Below are 14,769 nucleotides of genomic sequence, written 5' to 3'. Positions count from 1 at the left end.
CCGAAGCCGCCCGGCCCGGAGCGCTGTTGTACCGCCCACCGCGCGCGGCGGCAGGCGCACGCGCTGCGGGCGGATGTCTTCAAATAATAATGATCGCCGCGACGGCGCCGGCGCGCGCGCGGGTGGCGTATTTCGGGTTGGACTTGTCGCGGTTGCTCATGCGCGGGCCAGTACCGGATTCATGCCCAGGATTTCCCGGGCCGAACGCGCATCATGATCCATCTGCGCCTTGAGTGCATCCAGCCCGTCGAATTTCTGCTCGTCGCGCAGCTTGGCGACGAACTCCACCGCCATGCGCTGGCCATAGAGATCGCCCTCGAAATCGAACAGGTGCACCTCCAGCAGCGGCTCGCTGACCTGGTTCACCGTAGGCCGCACGCCCAGGCTGGCCACGCCCGGCCAGCTGCACTCGCTCTCGCCCAGGCCCACGCGCACCGCGAAGATGCCCTGCACCGGGCTGACCCGCTCGCGCAGGTGGATGTTGGCGGTTGGGAAACCCAGCGTGCGGCCGAGCTGGTTGCCGTATTCCACCTTGCCTTCGATCACGAACGGGCGACCGAGCAGCACGGCGGCGCCGGCGAACTCGCCTGCCCCCAGCAACTGGCGCACGCGGCTGGCGGAGACGCGGGCGCCATCCAGCAGGATCGACGGCATCACGCAGCCGGCGAAACCGGCCTTTTCGCCCAGCTCGCGCAGCAAGGCCACATCGCCTTCGCGCCTGTGTCCGAAGCGGAAGTCCGCGCCCACCCATACTTCCTTCGCGGCCAGGCGCTCGACCAGGATGCGCTGCACGAAGTCCCGGGCGGACATCGCTGCCAGCCCGGCATTGAAGCGCAGCATGTGCACACGCCCGAAATCCGCAGCCGCAAAACCGAGCAGCTTCTCGCGCACGCTGGAAAGGCGGGGCAACGGCTCGGGGGAGAAATAAGTCCGCGGCAGCGGCTCGAACGTCACCACCGCCGATGCGCAGTCCAGGGATCGCGCGCGGCGCTGCACTTGCGCGAACAAGGCCTGGTGGCCCCGGTGCAGGCCGTCGAACGCGCCGACGGCCACCACGCTGCCGTTGGGCGCCAGGCAGGGGCCTGCGATATCGCGGGAAAGTTTCGTCATCGCACCAGTATATCGGGCCGGCATCAACTTCCACGCAGATCGCGCAAGCGAAAGCCCGTGGCGAACAAGCCGCCTGCATAGGCCGCCGCCCCGGCCACCACCAGCACCGCCAGGTGCCAGAGGCGCGTGTGCACCGGCACCACCGTCCAGTGCGGCCACAGCCAGCGCCCGGCCAGCAGCACCAGCACCATCGCGGCGCAGGCGAACGCCAGCCGCAGCCAGTGGCGCAGCCAGCCCGGCTGCGGGTCGTACACGCCGGCACGCTTCAGCCAGTACCAGAGCTGGGCGAACTGCAGGTAGTTGGACAGCACGCTCGCCACCGCCAGCCCCACGTGCAGCCCGGGAATGGCGGCAATGCCCTGCAACCAACCGGCCTGGCGCTGCGCCGGCGTGGCCCATAGCAGGTACAGCAGGGCCACCAGCAGCACGTTGAACACCATGTTGCTGATCAGCGACACCACCGCCGCGCGCACCGGCGTGCGGGTGTCCTGGCGCGAATAGAACGCTGGCAGCAACACCTTCACCAGCGCATAGGCAGGCACGCCGCAGCTCAAGGCCATGGTCGACAGCGTGGTCATGCGGGTGTCGAACACGGTGTACTGGCCGTTCTGGAAGAACGAGCTGACCAGCGGTTCGGCCAGCAGCAGCAGCGCGCACATCGCCGGCACCGCGATCAGCAGCGTGGTGCGCACGCCCCAATCCAGCGCCTTCGAGAAGCCGATGCGATCGGTGCCCACGTGATGGCGCGACAGCGCCGGGAGGATCACCGTGCCCAACGCCACGCCGAACACGCCCAGCGGCAGCTCCAGGAAACGGGTGGACTGGTACATCCAAGTCTGCGAGCCAGTCACCAGCAGGGTGATCAGGATGGTGTCCAGCAACAGGTTGAGCTGTCCCACCGAGGCGCCGAACAGGGTCGGCACCATCAGCTTCATGATCCGTCGCACTGCCGGGTGCCGCCAGCCCCAGCGCGGCAGCGTCAGCAGATCCAGCCCGCGCACCGCCGGCAGCAGGAACAGCAGTTGCAGCACGCCCGCCACCAGCACCGCCCAGCCCAGCGACATGATCGGCACCGCGAGCCGCGGCGCCAGCCACAACGCGCCCGCGATCATGCACACGTTGAGGATCACCGGCGTCATCGCCGGCAGGCCGAAGCGATGGAAACTGTTCAGTGCACCGCCCGCCAGGGCGGTCAGCGAGACGAACAGCAGGTACGGGAAGGTCAGCCGCAGCAGGCCCACGATCATCGCGAACTTCTGCGGCTCGTGCACCGCACCGGGCGCGAACACCATGGCCAGCTGCGGCGAGAACAGCATGCCCAGCGCCGTCACCAGCAGCAGCACGCCGCCGAGGGTGCCGGCCACGCGCGCGGTCAGCTCCTTCAGCTCGGCGTGGCTGCGGGTTTCCTTGATCTCGGTGAACACCGGCACGAAGGCGGTGGAGAACGAGCCCTCGGCGAACAGCCGGCGCATGAAGTTGGGGATGCGGAACGCGATGACGAAGGCGTCGGTGGCGGCCGAGGCGCCGAACACGTGGCTCATCGCCACGTCCCTGGCCAGGCCGAGCACGCGCGACACCATCGTCATGCTGCTGAACGAGAGCAGCCCGCGGAACATGCTGGGGGACTTCATGCCGATGGGATTTCCTGGATCGGGCGGGCAACGGGCGCACAGTCTGCCAGCCGGCGCAGGCAAGATCACCGCCGGATCATGGCCGAATGCGGGCAAGGCCTCGTTCGCCGCCGCCTAAATGCTTGACGCACGGGCGAATCGACCGCATAATTCGCGTCTTTCTCCAACCTGCAACCCGCGATTCGGGAGTTTTACCTTGGCCAACATCAAGTCCGCGAAGAAGCGTGCGCGCCAGTCCGAGCAGCGCCGCCTGCGCAACATCAGCGCCCGTTCCATGGTGCGCACCGCGCTGAAGAAGGTCGTCAAGGCCATCGAGGCCAAGGACAAGGCAGCCGCCGTCGAAGCCTTTGCCGCCGCCCAGCCGGTGATGGATCGCTACGCCTCGCGTGGCCTGATCCACAAGAACAAGGCCGCCCGCCACAAGAGCCGCCTGAACGCGAAGATCCGCGAACTGGCGTAAGCCCGTTCCATCGCGCGTCACGAAAAAGCCGGCCTTGGCCGGCTTTTTTGCGTGTCCTCACTCTGCACGCGCTCGATTAACGTCAAGCCAGGGTAAAAAACTCCGTTCACGCTGGGCGTAGCTTGCGGTAGCAAGTGAAGTCGAAGCGGCGATCACCCTTCGACTTCCTCGCTCCTCAAAGCACGGCCATCCATGGCCGCTCTCCGCATCGGCCCTTTGGGCCTGCGCTCAGGGCGAACGGTGGTGGTCTATCGACGCGTCGACACCCATTGGGCGAGACGCAAGGCGCTCAGCGGCAGGCGTCGATCGCCTGCGCCAGCCGCTCCACGCCCACCACTTCCAGCTCGCCCACGCGACCGGACTTCGGCGCGTTCGCCTTGGGCACGATGGCTCGGCGGAAGCCGTGGTGCGCGGCCTCCTTCAGGCGCTCCTCGCCGTTCGGCACCGGGCGGATCTCGCCGGACAGGCCCACTTCGCCGAACGCGATGGTCTTCTCCGGCAAGGGCCGGTCGCGCAGCGAGGACAGCACCGCCAGCAGCGCCGGCAGGTCGGCCGCCGTCTCCTGCACGCGGATGCCGCCCACCACGTTGATGAACACGTCCTGGTCGTAGGCGGCCACGCCGCCGTGCCGGTGCAGCACCGCCAGCAGCATCGCCAGGCGGTTCTGCTCCAGGCCCAATGCCACGCGACGCGGATTGCCCAGCGAGGATTGATCCACCAGCGCCTGCACCTCGACCAGCAGCGGCCGGGTACCCTCGCGGGTCACCATCACCGCACTGCCCGGCGTGGGGCCGGCGTGCGCGGAGAGAAAGATCGCAGAGGGGTTGGGCACCTCGCGCAAGCCCTTGTCGCCCATCGCGAACACGCCCAGCTCGTTGACCGCGCCGAAGCGGTTCTTGAACGCGCGCAGCACGCGGAAGCGGCTGCCGGATTCGCCCTCGAAGTACAGCACCGCGTCCACCATGTGCTCCAGCACGCGCGGGCCGGCGATGCCGCCCTCCTTGGTGACGTGGCCGACCAGGAACACGCTGGTGCCGGTTTCCTTGGCGAAGCGCGTGAGCCGCGCGGCCGACTCGCGCACCTGCGACACCGAACCCGGCGCAGCGGTGAGCAGTTCCGTCCAGATCGTCTGGATCGAGTCGATCACCAGCACGCGCGGCTTCGCTACCGCGGCCTGTTCGAGGATGCGCTCGATGCAGGTCTCGGCCAACGCCTGCAGCGGTTCCAGCGGCAGGCCGAGACGCTGCGCGCGTGCGGCCACCTGCGCCAGCGACTCCTCGCCGGTGACGTAGACGCTGGGCAACTGCGCGCCCAGCGTGCCCAGCATCTGCAGCAGCAGGGTGGACTTGCCGATGCCGGGATCGCCGCCCACCAGCACCACCGAACCTTCGACCAGGCCGCCGCCCAGCACGCGATCCAGCTCGCCTATGCCGGTGAGCGTGCGCGCTTCGGCGGTCACGGCGACTTCGGTGAGCGGCATCACCTTCGATGCGCCCGCCGCCTTGCCCGCATAGCCGCCGCGCGCGGCACCTGCCGACTTCACCGCCGGCTGCAGCACGATCTCGGACAGCGTATTCCACGCGCCGCACTCCACGCACGAGCCCTGCCACTTGGGATGCTCGGCGCCGCAATCGGTGCAGACATAGGCGGTCTTGGCCTTGGCCATGCTGAGGTTCCTGGTGAATAGTGCGGCTATGGATAGCCGCTTTTTGACCTTTGCGCTCAAGGACGAGTGCAAAGTCATGCGACCAAGGGTAACCGGCGCCCATCGCAAGCGACGAGACGGCAACGCCAATGCGAAGCGTCAGCCCTCGTCCTCGACGAACAGCACACGACGCGTCATGCCGCAGGTGAGGTCGTAGCTGATCGTGCCGGCGTGCGCCGCCACGGTTTCCGCCGGCAGGCCGTCGCCCCACAGGGTGACGCGGTCGCCCACCTTCGCCTGCGGCGCCTCGCGCAGATCGAGCGTGACCAGATCCATCGAGACGCGGCCGATCAGCGGCACGCGCGTTTCGCCCATCCGCACCGGCGTGCCGCTGACTGCGCTGCGCGGGTAGCCGTCGCCATAGCCGATGGCAGCCACGCCCACTGGCATGTCTTCGGGGCAAGTCCACGTGCCGTTGTAGCCGATGCGCTCGCCCTTGGCCGTCCAGTTGATCGCGATCAGCCGCGTGGACAGCGTCATCGCGGGACGGAAACCGAAATCCATGCCGCTCTTGCCGTCCACCACCGACAGGCCGTACAGCAGTCCGCCGGTGCGCACCCAGTCGGCGCGTGCCTCGGGCCAGCCCAGCACGGCGGCCGAGTTGGACAACGAGCGCGGCCCGTACAGGCCCCGGGTGACTTCGTTGAAACGCGCGATCTGCGCGCGCGTGGCATCGCCGTCGAACACTTCGGATTCGGCGAAGTGCGTGAGCAGGCCGATTTCGGGATCGACACCTGGCATTGCGGCAAGCCGCGCATGCACCTCCGCCACGCGCTCCGGCGCGAAGCCCAGCCGATGCATGCCGCTGTCGATCTTCAGCCACACGCGCAGGCGGCCACGCGTGGCGCTGGCCTCGGACAGCCACGCCAGCTGCGCCTCGTGGTGGATCGCCGCGTCCAGTCCCAGCCGCTGCATCTCGGCGATGTCGCCGGCCTGGTCGGGGCCGGACAGCACCACGATGCGCTGGCGGTGCCCTGCCGCGCGCAGGCGCAGGCCGTCGCCCAGCGCGGCCACCGCGAAGCATTCGGCCTCGGCGTCCAGCGCGCGCGCCACGCGCTCCAGGCCGTGGCCGTAGGCATCGGCCTTGACCACCGCCATCACCCTGGCCGGCGCGGCCATCGCCTTGATGCGGGCGAGGTTGTGGCGCAGGGCGCCGAGGTGGATGGTGGCGACGGTGGTGCGGCTCATGCGTGGCGCGCGATCACTCGAACCCGCCCACGAACGAGTCCGCGGCGTAGTTCTCGAACTTGGTGTAGTGGCCGAGGAAGGTCAGCTTCACCGTGTCGGTGGGGCCGTTGCGCTGCTTGCCGATGATGATCTCGGCCAGGCCCTTGTCCGGCGATTCCTTGTTGTAGTACTCGTCGCGGTAGATGAACATGATCACGTCGGCGTCCTGCTCGATGGCGCCCGACTCGCGCAGGTCGGACATCATCGGACGCTTGTCGGCGCGCTGTTCCAGCGAGCGGTTCAACTGCGAGAGGGCGATCACGGGCACGTTGAGTTCCTTGGCGAGCCCCTTCAGTGAACGCGAGATTTCTGAAATCTCGGTGGCGCGGTTCTCCTTGTTTCCGGGCACCTGCATCAGCTGCAGGTAATCGATCACGATCAGGCCCAGGCCGCCGTGCTCGCGGTGCAGGCGGCGCGCGCGCGAGCGCATTTCCACCGGTGACATGCCCGGCGTGTCGTCGATGAAGATCTTCGCCTCCGAGAGGATGGCAATGGCGTTGGAGACGCGCGGCCAGTCCTCCTCGTTGAGGTCGCCGTTGCGCAGCGCCTGCTGGTGGATGCGGCCCACCGAGGAGATCAGGCGGAACGCCAGCTGCGAGGCGGACATTTCCATCGAGAACACCGCCACCGCCTTCTTCGCGCGCAGCGCGGCGCTCTCGGCGATGTTCAGCGCGAACGCCGTCTTGCCCATCGAGGGGCGCGCGGCCACGATGATGAGGTCGGAGGGCTGCAGGCCCGAGGTGAGGTTGTCGAGGTCGCTGAAGCCGCTGGTGATGCCGGTGAGCTGGCCGCGGTTCTCGTAGCGCTCGGTGAGCAGGCGGAACGCGTCCTTCACCGCCTCGCGCATGGAGACGGAATCCTTCTTGCCGCGCGCGCCGGATTCGGCGATCTTGAACACCGCCTGCTCGGCGCTTTCCAGCACCTCCTGCACGCTCTTGCCTTCGGGGCGGTAGCCGTCCTCGGTGATCGAGGTGCCGGCGTCGATCAGCTGGCGCAGCACCGACTTCTCGCGCACGATCTCCGCGTAGGCGGCGATGTTCGCGGCACTGGGCGTGCTGTTGGCCAACTCGATCAGGTAACTCGCGCCGCCGACCATCTCGGCCAGGCCGTTGCCTTCGAACCAGTCGCCCAGGGTCACCGCGTCGCAGGGCATGCCCTTGTTCGACAGCTCGGTGATGGCGCGCCAGATCAGGCGGTGGTCGCGGCGGTAGAAGTCGTCCTCGCCCAGCTTGTCGGCCACCTTGTCCAGCGCGTCGGGCGCCAGCATCAGGCCGCCCAGCACCGCCTGCTCGGCGTCGATGGAATGCGGCGGCACGCGCAACGCCTCGATGGCCGGCGACGAAGGCTTGCGTTCGGGCACGAAGGACATCGGGTTACCTCGGAAAGACGAGCCGGCCACCGCTGCGGCAGGCGCCGACGCACGGCGACGGACAAGACCCACATGATGCGCGGCGGCGTCTCACGGGTCGAGATGGAAACCTGTGGAAAAGCTGGGGAAAGTTGGGGATAAGGCAGCGCACCTCTCCACCCCGCATTTCGGGCCATCCAAAACAAACGGGCGCCCGAGGGCGCCCGTTCGCGGGACGTGCGGTGGCGGCTTACTTCTTCTCGCCGACCACGATCACCTTGACGCTGGTCTGCACGTCGGCGTGCAGGTGGATGGCCACCTCGAACTCGCCCACGTTGCGCAGCGGGCCTTCGCCCAGGATCACTTCACCCTTGTGGATGTCGTGGCCGATGGCCTGCAAGGCCTCGGCGATGTCGCGCGGGCCCACCGAGCCGTACAGCTTGCCTTCGGGGCTGGCGTGCGCCTCGATCGTCACCGACACGTCGGCCAGCTTGGCCTTGCGGGCCTCGGCCTCGCTCAGCGCGTTCTTGGCCTTGGCCTCGTACTCGGCGCGACGCTGCTCGAACGCGGCCAGGTTGGCGGCGTTCACGCGCACGGCCTTGCCCTGCGGGATCAGGAAGTTGCGGCCGTAGCCCGGCTTCACGCTGACCTTGTCCCCAAGGTCGCCGAGGTTGCGCACTTTCTGCAGAAGAATGAGTTCCATGGGTATTCCTTTTCGTTAGCGCCGGGATGGCCGGCGCAGCCGTGGACGGGTGTCCGAATGATTGATCTTAGCCCCCTCTCCCCATCGGGGAGAGGGCTGGGGTGAGGGGCCGGTCTTGCGAGAAACTGCTTCGAAGCGGACTTCGACCAGCGTCATCGCGAGCACCCGCCCCTCATCCGCCCTGCGGGCACCTTCTCCCCGACGGGGAGAAGGGAACACGCATCAAACGTCGTGATTGTCGGTGTACGGCAGCAGCGAGAGGAAGCGCGCGCGCTTGATCGCGGTCGCCAGCTGGCGCTGGTAGCGCGCCTTGGTGCCGGTGATGCGGCTCGGCACGATCTTGCCGTTCTCGGTGATGTACTGGCGCAGGGTGTTGAGATCCTTGTAGTCGATCTCCTTCACCTTCTCCGCGGTGAAGCGGCAGAACTTGCGGCGGCGGAAAAACTTGGACATGGTCGTGATTCCTCTCAGTCTTCGCTGTCGCTGTCGTTGTCGCGACCGTCACCCTCGTCGTCGCGGCGGCGCGACGAACGGGCATCGTCCTTTTCCTTGCTCTTCAGGATGAAGGACTGCTCGGTGTCGGCGCCATCGCGCTTGATGACGAGGTGGCGCAGCACGGCGTCGTTGAAGCGGAAGCCCGACTCCAGCTCGTTCAGCGCGTTCTGGCCGACTTCGATGTTCAGCAGCACGTAGTGCGCCTTGGCCAGGTTGACGATCGGGTAGGCCAGCTGGCGGCGGCCCCAGTCTTCCAGGCGGTGGATCTTGCCGCCGTCGGCCTCGATCAGCGACTTGTAGCGCTCGATCATGGCGGGGACTTGCTCGCTCTGGTCAGGGTGGACCAGAAACACGACTTCGTAATGTCGCAGGGACATCGTGGTTCGACTCCTTGTGGATGCGGCCGGAATGGCCTCGCAGCCTCCCGCCGGATGCGGTGAGGCAAGTGTCCGTCACGCCCCTTTCAGAGCGGACAGAAGCGGAATTGTAAGCGGAGCGCGGGACACGGCGCAAGTGATTGAATCTTGAAGGCGCGGCCAAGGATTGCCGCCCGTTCGACTTTCGCGCTCATGGACGAGCGCATCCGTACCGCCCGCTCCGATCACCCTACCGTGAAGCTCTCGCCGCAACCGCACTCGCCTGTGGCGTTGGGGTTGTGGAACACGAAGCTGGCGTTGAGGCCCTGTTTCTGGAAGTCGATCACGGTGCCGTCCACCAGCGGCAGGCTCTTGTCGTCCACCACCAGCGGCACGCCGTCGATGCTGACCAACTGGTCGCCCTCGCCCACCGACTGGGCCAGATCCACCACGTAGCCGAAACCCGAGCAGCCGGTGCGCTTCACGCCGAAGCGCACGCCGGCAGCATCCGGCGACTGCGCGAGGAAACGGCGCATGCGTTCGTTGGCGGCGGGGGTAATCGTGATGGTCATGGCTGCGGGCAATCTTGGGAAACGTGGCAAGGCGCATGCCTTTCCGGTCGCGGCACGTGCAAGGCCTAGATTATCATGCGGGTTTGTCCACGCGCTCCGTAGGGCGCGCGTTCCCCCTATAGATGCGCCCGTCGCGGCGCATTTCAACAGGAGTTCCGATCCATGACGGCGGTCAGCCCGATCCTATCGAGCGTGAAACAGGCTCTTTCCGGTGCCATCGAAGCCGGCCAGGTCGTCACGGTACGCGGCTGGGTGCGCACGATCCGCGATGCCAAGGGCGGCCTGTCCTTCGTCAACGTCACCGACGGCTCCTGCTTCGACCCGATCCAGGCGGTGGTCACCGACAAACTGGCCAACTACGAAAGCGAGGTGAAGCACCTCACCACCGGTGCGGGCCTGATCGTCACCGGCACGCTGGTGCCGTCGCAGGGCAAGGGCCAGCGCTTCGAGATCCAGGCCGACAAAGTGGAAGTCACCGGCTTCGTGGACGACCCGCTGACCTACCCGATCCAGCCCAAGCCGCACACCATGGAGTTCCTGCGCGAAGTGGCGCACCTGCGCCCGCGCACCAACCTGTTCGGCGCCGTGACCCGCGTGCGCCACACCATGATGACGGCGATCCACCGCTGGCTCACCGAGCAAGGCTTCTTCTGGATCAACACGCCGATCATCACCACCTCGGACGCCGAAGGCGCCGGCGACATGTTCCGCCTGTCCACCCTGGATCTGGCCAACCTGCCGCGCACGCCGGACGGCAAGGTCGATTTCCGCAAGGATTTCTTCGGCCGCGAGGCCTTCCTCACCGTGTCCGGCCAACTCAACGTGGAGGCGTACTGCCTTGCGATGAGCAAGGTCTACACCTTCGGCCCCACCTTCCGCGCCGAGAACTCCAACACGCCGCGCCACCTCGCCGAATTCTGGATGGTGGAGCCGGAGATCGCCTTCGCCGACCTCAACGACAACGCGGACTGCGCGGAGGGTTTCCTCAAGGCCATCTTCACGGCCGTGCTGGAGGAGCGTGCGGACGACATGGCGTTCTTCGCCGAGCGCGTATTGCCGGAGGCCGTCACCCGGCTGGAGAACTTCATCGCCCAGCCGTTCGAGCGCATCGACTACACCGAGGCCGTGGAGATCCTCAAGAAATCCGGGCAGAAGTTCGAATACCCGGTGGCCTGGGGCATCGACCTGCAGACCGAGCACGAGCGCTACCTCGCCGAGAAACATATCGGCCGCCCCGTGGTCGTAATGAACTACCCCGAGGCGATCAAGGCCTTCTACATGCGCCTCAACGACGACGAAAAGACCGTGGCCGCGATGGACGTGCTGGCGCCCGGCATCGGCGAGATCATCGGCGGCGCCCAGCGCGAGGAACGCCTGGATCATTTGGACGCCCGGATGGCCAAATTCGGACTCGATCCTGCCACTTATGGCTGGTACCGTGACCTCCGCCGTTACGGCACCGTGCCGCACGCGGGCTTCGGCCTCGGTTTCGAGCGCCTGCTGGTCTATGTGTGCGGTCTCTCCAACATCCGCGACGCCATCCCCTACCCGCGCGCCGCAGGGACAGCCGAATTCTGATGATGAAACGCCGGTTCACCGCACTCGCCCCGATCTTCGCCGCCGGCGCGCTGCTGGCCGGCTGCCACACCGTGAAGAACCTGGTGCCGACGAGCCTGGTGCCACCGAACCTGCGCCCGCCGGAAAACACCAGCGACCCGCTCAAGGAGGCGCAGCAGCGCCTGCTCGACGCCACGCCCTGCTGCACCAGCTTCGCCGACCTCTCCTACCAGAGCCTGCTGCCGTGGCAGCCGCGGCCCTACACGCTGGGCGGCGGCAGCAGCGTGGCGAACATCAACGGCACGCACAGCTATTTCCTCGCGTTCCGCCTTCCGGACGACGCCAAGCAGCCCTACCGCATCGCGTTCAAGTCCGAGTTGAACGGCCGCTGGCTGAAGTCCAGCTACCTGTTCGCCCCCACCGTGGTGGTGCTGGACAGCGGCTTCCAGCCGATAGCTTCCGACGACATCTCGCTGTGCGAACACATGGGCTGGAGCGACGCCACCTCCGGCGCGTTCGGCAGCTACACCGTCGACAGCAAGCAGGCGCGCTACCTGCTGGTCTACAGCTCGGCCAGCCAGCAGAACGGCAAGACCTACTGGGAACAGTCGCCCACGGCGTTCTCCACCCAGGCCACGCTGGACATGAACTCCAGCGGCAGCTTCAGCGTGCAGCACGGCCCCGACGGCACCATCTGGGTGGGCATGATGGACGCCACCTACGCCAAGGCCGTGGACAACGCGATCTGCAAGAAACCGCAGCAGGGCGACGGCGTGCTGAACACCTTGCGCACCGCCCTGCCGTGGAACGGCGGCACCGGCAGTCCGGACGGCGGCACGGGTAACGGCAACAACGGCACGGGCTCGAACACGGCTCCCGGCCCCGCCGCCGACGGCGCCAAAGGAAGCTGAGCGTGCTGGCTCTCTATCTCGGCCTGCTGGTCGCCGGCGTCGTCCTGTTCATGCTGTCCTACGTGGCGCCGTTCCGCGTCGCCGCCTTCATGCGCCAACGCCATCCGCAGCACTGGCAGGTGGTCGCCGAGTCGACCAAGGGCAGGATCGGCCCGCTGCGCACCTGGATGCGCATGCAATACGTGCTGCGCTCGCCCGCGCTGGCCCTGCTGGACGACCGCGACATCAACCGCTGGCGCGGCATCTGGCGCTACAGCCAGTGGCTGGGCTGGCTGTGCTGGCTGGCTGTGCTGGCTGGCAGCGCTGGCGATGCGCCTGCGCTGGGGTTGATCGACACCACGGGAGCTCGACCATGCAACTGAACCTCGATGGCCGCCACGCCCTGGTCTGTGGCGCCTCGCAAGGTATCGGCCGCGCCAGCGCGATCGAACTGGCGCTGCTCGGCGCCGACGTCACCCTGCTGGCACGTCGCGCCGAGGCGCTGGAAAGCCTCGCTGCCGAACTTCCACGCACGCATGCGGGCCAGCGCCACGATTTCGTGGTCGCCGACGTGGGCGACACCGCCGCGCTGCGCGCGCGCGCCGACTCGCTGGTCGCCGCCGCGCCCGTGCACATCCTCGTCAACAACAGCGGCGGGCCACCGCCCGGCGGAGTGCTCGACGCCGCGCCGGAGGATTTCCTCGCCGCGTGGCGGCAGCACCTGCTGGCCAACCACACGCTGGCGCAGGCCGTGGTGCCGGGCATGCGCGCGGTCGGCTGGGGCCGCATCGTCAACGTGATCTCCACCTCGGTGCGCGAGCCGATTCCGGGCATCGGCGTCTCCAATACCACGCGCGGCGCGGTGGCGAACTGGGCCAAGACCCTGGCCGGCGAACTCGCGCCGTTCGGCATCACCGTCAACAACGTGCTGCCCGGCGCCACCCGCACGCCGCGCATCGAGCAGATCGTCGCCGCACGCGCGCAGAAAAGCGGCAAGCCGCCGGCCGAAGTGCAGCAGGCGATGGAAGCCGAGGTGCCGATGCGCCGCTTTGCGGAGCCGGCGGAAATCGCCGCCGCGGTGGCCTTCCTCGCCTCCCCCGCCGCGGGCTACATCACCGGTGTCAGCCTGCCGGTGGATGGCGGCCGCCTGCGTTCGCTGTAAGTCCGGGCAAGGCGAATCGCATCGCCCGCGTACGCAGGCGTCCGGTGCAATCGCCGGCCGCGCAGCGTAAGCTTGCAGGGATGCCTTCCATGCGCCTCGCCAACCTGATCGACGGTCGCCTCGCGCCGCCCCAGGCCGACCGCTGGCTCGACGTGTTCGAGCCTGCCACCGGCGAAATCTTCGCCCATTGCCCCGATGCCGACGCCAGCGATGTCGCCGCCGCGGTCGCGGCCGCGCAACGCGCCGCGCCGGGCTGGGCCGCCACGCCGACGGCGCAGCGCGCGCGACTGCTGCATCGCCTCGCCGACCTGGTCGAGGCGCGGCTGGACGAGTTCGCCGCGCTGGAATCACGCGACAGCGGCAAGCCGGTGAAGCTCGCGCGCAGCGTGGACATCCCGCGCGCGGTGAGCAACCTGCGCTTCTTCGCGGCCGCAGCGGAAACCTGGGGGAGCGAGTCGCACGCGATGGCGCTGGGCCCATCGAACCAGGGCGCGATCAACTACACGCTGCGCCAGCCACTGGGCGTGGTGGGCTGCATCAGCCCATGGAACCTGCCGCTGTACCTGTTCACCTGGAAGATCGCACCCGCGCTGGCCGTGGGCAACGCCGTGGTAGCCAAACCCTCGGAAGTCACGCCCTGCACCGCCGCCCTGCTGGGCGAGTTGAGCATCGAGGCCGGCTTTCCGCCCGGCGTGCTCAACATCGTGCAGGGCCGCGGCCCCACGGTGGGCCAGGCCATCGTTGAACATCCGGCGGTCAAGGCGGTTTCTTTCACCGGCAGCACCGCCACCGGCGCGCACATCGCCGCGGTGGCCGCCGCGCAGTTCAAGAAGGTGTCGCTGGAGCTGGGCGGCAAGAACCCGGCCATCGTGTTCGCCGACGCCGATCTCTCCGACGCCAACCTCGACGCCATCGTGCGCTCGGGTTTCGCCAACCAGGGCGAGATCTGCCTGTGCGGCTCGCGCCTGCTGGTGCAGCGCTCGATCTACGACAGCTTCCGCGAGCGCTACCTGGAGTGCGTGCGCAGACTGCGCGTGGGCGATCCGGACGACGACGCCAGCGACCTCGGCGCGCTGGTGTCCAAGCCGCATTTCGACAAGGTGATGGCCTGCATCGCGCAGGCGCGCGCCGAAGGCGGTCGCGTGCCGGTCGGCGGCGAGGCCGTCGCCGTGCCCGGCCGCTGCGCGAGCGGCTGGTTCGTGGCGCCCACGGTGATCGAGGGATTGCCGAACGAAGCCGCCACCAACCAGCACGAAATCTTCGGCCCGGTGGTGACGCTGATCCCGTTCGAGGACGAAGCGGAAGCCCTGGCCATCGCCAACGGCACCGGCTACGGCCTCGCCGCCTCGCTGTGGACGCGCGACCTGAACCGCGCGCACCGGCTCGCCGCGCAACTGGAATTCGGCATCGTGTGGATCAACTGCTGGATGCTGCGCGACCTGCGCACGCCGTTCGGTGGCGTGAAGCACTCGGGCCTGGGCCGCGAAGGCGGCAACGAAGCGCTGCGCTTCTTCACCGAACCCAAGAACGTCTGCATCCGCTACTGAAGGGCA

Annotated in this window: 15 protein-coding genes; 6 read left to right on the top strand and 9 right to left on the bottom strand. The window is 67.9% G+C overall.

Annotated features, from left to right (window positions below):
* Positions 1 to 156 precede the first annotated feature (156 nt).
* Both ACZ5Z2_RS06705 and murJ read right to left on the bottom strand, forming a co-directional pair.
* Entirely contained in the window at positions 157 to 1,110 is a 954-nt protein-coding gene (locus ACZ5Z2_RS06705; protein WP_464761175.1) for a bifunctional riboflavin kinase/FAD synthetase, read from the bottom strand.
* Positions 1,111 to 1,133: 23 nt separating this feature from the next.
* Positions 1,134 to 2,741, bottom strand: coding sequence for a murein biosynthesis integral membrane protein MurJ (gene murJ, locus ACZ5Z2_RS06700; RefSeq protein ID WP_464761174.1), 1,608 nt, complete (start codon positions 2,739 to 2,741; stop codon positions 1,134 to 1,136).
* A gap of 196 nt (positions 2,742 to 2,937) precedes the next feature.
* On the opposite strand from murJ, the gene rpsT reads away from it, so the two are divergent.
* Positions 2,938 to 3,201: a 30S ribosomal protein S20 gene (rpsT, locus tag ACZ5Z2_RS06695; protein WP_077483432.1), complete on the top strand. Its 264-nt coding sequence runs from the start codon at positions 2,938 to 2,940 to the stop codon at positions 3,199 to 3,201.
* A 289-nt stretch (positions 3,202 to 3,490) separates the two neighbouring features.
* Here rpsT and radA read toward each other — a convergent pair whose 3' ends face one another.
* From radA to ACZ5Z2_RS06660, 7 genes are all read right to left on the bottom strand, one after another.
* Complete coding sequence (radA, locus tag ACZ5Z2_RS06690; protein WP_464761173.1) at positions 3,491 to 4,867, bottom strand: DNA repair protein RadA; 1,377 nt, start codon at positions 4,865 to 4,867, stop codon at positions 3,491 to 3,493.
* Positions 4,868 to 5,005: 138 nt separating this feature from the next.
* A complete protein-coding gene (gene alr / locus ACZ5Z2_RS06685) occupies positions 5,006 to 6,094 on the bottom strand; it encodes an alanine racemase (RefSeq protein WP_464761172.1) in 1,089 nt (362 codons plus the stop codon).
* A 13-nt stretch (positions 6,095 to 6,107) separates the two neighbouring features.
* Positions 6,108 to 7,502, bottom strand: a complete 1,395-nt coding sequence (locus ACZ5Z2_RS06680) for a replicative DNA helicase (protein WP_464761171.1) — start codon at positions 7,500 to 7,502, stop codon at positions 6,108 to 6,110.
* 229 nt (positions 7,503 to 7,731) lie between these two features.
* Positions 7,732 to 8,184, bottom strand: a complete 453-nt coding sequence (rplI, locus tag ACZ5Z2_RS06675) for a 50S ribosomal protein L9 (RefSeq protein WP_464761170.1) — start codon at positions 8,182 to 8,184, stop codon at positions 7,732 to 7,734.
* A 222-nt stretch (positions 8,185 to 8,406) separates the two neighbouring features.
* Entirely contained in the window at positions 8,407 to 8,637 is a 231-nt protein-coding gene (gene rpsR, locus ACZ5Z2_RS06670; protein ID WP_008213232.1) for a 30S ribosomal protein S18, read from the bottom strand.
* Between the two features lie 14 nt (positions 8,638 to 8,651).
* Positions 8,652 to 9,056, bottom strand: coding sequence for a 30S ribosomal protein S6 (gene rpsF, locus ACZ5Z2_RS06665; protein WP_464761169.1), 405 nt, complete (start codon positions 9,054 to 9,056; stop codon positions 8,652 to 8,654).
* A 224-nt stretch (positions 9,057 to 9,280) separates the two neighbouring features.
* The gene (locus ACZ5Z2_RS06660) at positions 9,281 to 9,607 is read right to left on the bottom strand and encodes a HesB/IscA family protein (protein ID WP_464761168.1); all 327 of its coding nucleotides are present in this window, start codon (positions 9,605 to 9,607) and stop codon (positions 9,281 to 9,283) included.
* A 162-nt stretch (positions 9,608 to 9,769) separates the two neighbouring features.
* Here ACZ5Z2_RS06660 and asnS point away from each other — a divergent pair, with 162 nt between their 5' ends.
* The 5 genes from asnS to ACZ5Z2_RS06635 all read left to right on the top strand — a co-directional run bounded on the left by asnS (position 9,770) and on the right by ACZ5Z2_RS06635 (position 14,763).
* A complete protein-coding gene (asnS, locus tag ACZ5Z2_RS06655; protein ID WP_464761167.1) occupies positions 9,770 to 11,185 on the top strand; it encodes an asparagine--tRNA ligase in 1,416 nt (471 codons plus the stop codon).
* Positions 11,186 to 11,187: 2 nt separating this feature from the next.
* Positions 11,188 to 12,075: a MalM family protein gene (locus ACZ5Z2_RS06650; RefSeq protein WP_464761674.1), complete on the top strand. Its 888-nt coding sequence runs from the start codon at positions 11,188 to 11,190 to the stop codon at positions 12,073 to 12,075.
* A 2-nt stretch (positions 12,076 to 12,077) separates the two neighbouring features.
* Positions 12,078 to 12,437 (top strand): hypothetical protein, encoded by a 360-nt coding sequence (locus ACZ5Z2_RS06645; RefSeq protein ID WP_464761166.1) that lies wholly within the window; start codon positions 12,078 to 12,080, stop codon positions 12,435 to 12,437.
* Positions 12,428 to 13,216, top strand: coding sequence for an SDR family oxidoreductase (locus ACZ5Z2_RS06640; protein ID WP_464761165.1), 789 nt, complete (start codon positions 12,428 to 12,430; stop codon positions 13,214 to 13,216). The genes ACZ5Z2_RS06645 and ACZ5Z2_RS06640 overlap by 10 nt, the downstream gene beginning before the upstream one ends.
* An 80-nt stretch (positions 13,217 to 13,296) precedes the next feature.
* Entirely contained in the window at positions 13,297 to 14,763 is a 1,467-nt protein-coding gene (locus ACZ5Z2_RS06635) for an aldehyde dehydrogenase (RefSeq protein WP_464761164.1), read from the top strand.
* The last annotated feature ends 6 nt before the right edge of the window (positions 14,764 to 14,769 follow it).

Source organism: Rhodanobacter sp. G1, from assembly GCF_055397855.1.
The sequence above is the reverse complement of the archived record's forward strand: the minus strand, read 5'-3'. Positions and strand labels throughout refer to the sequence as shown.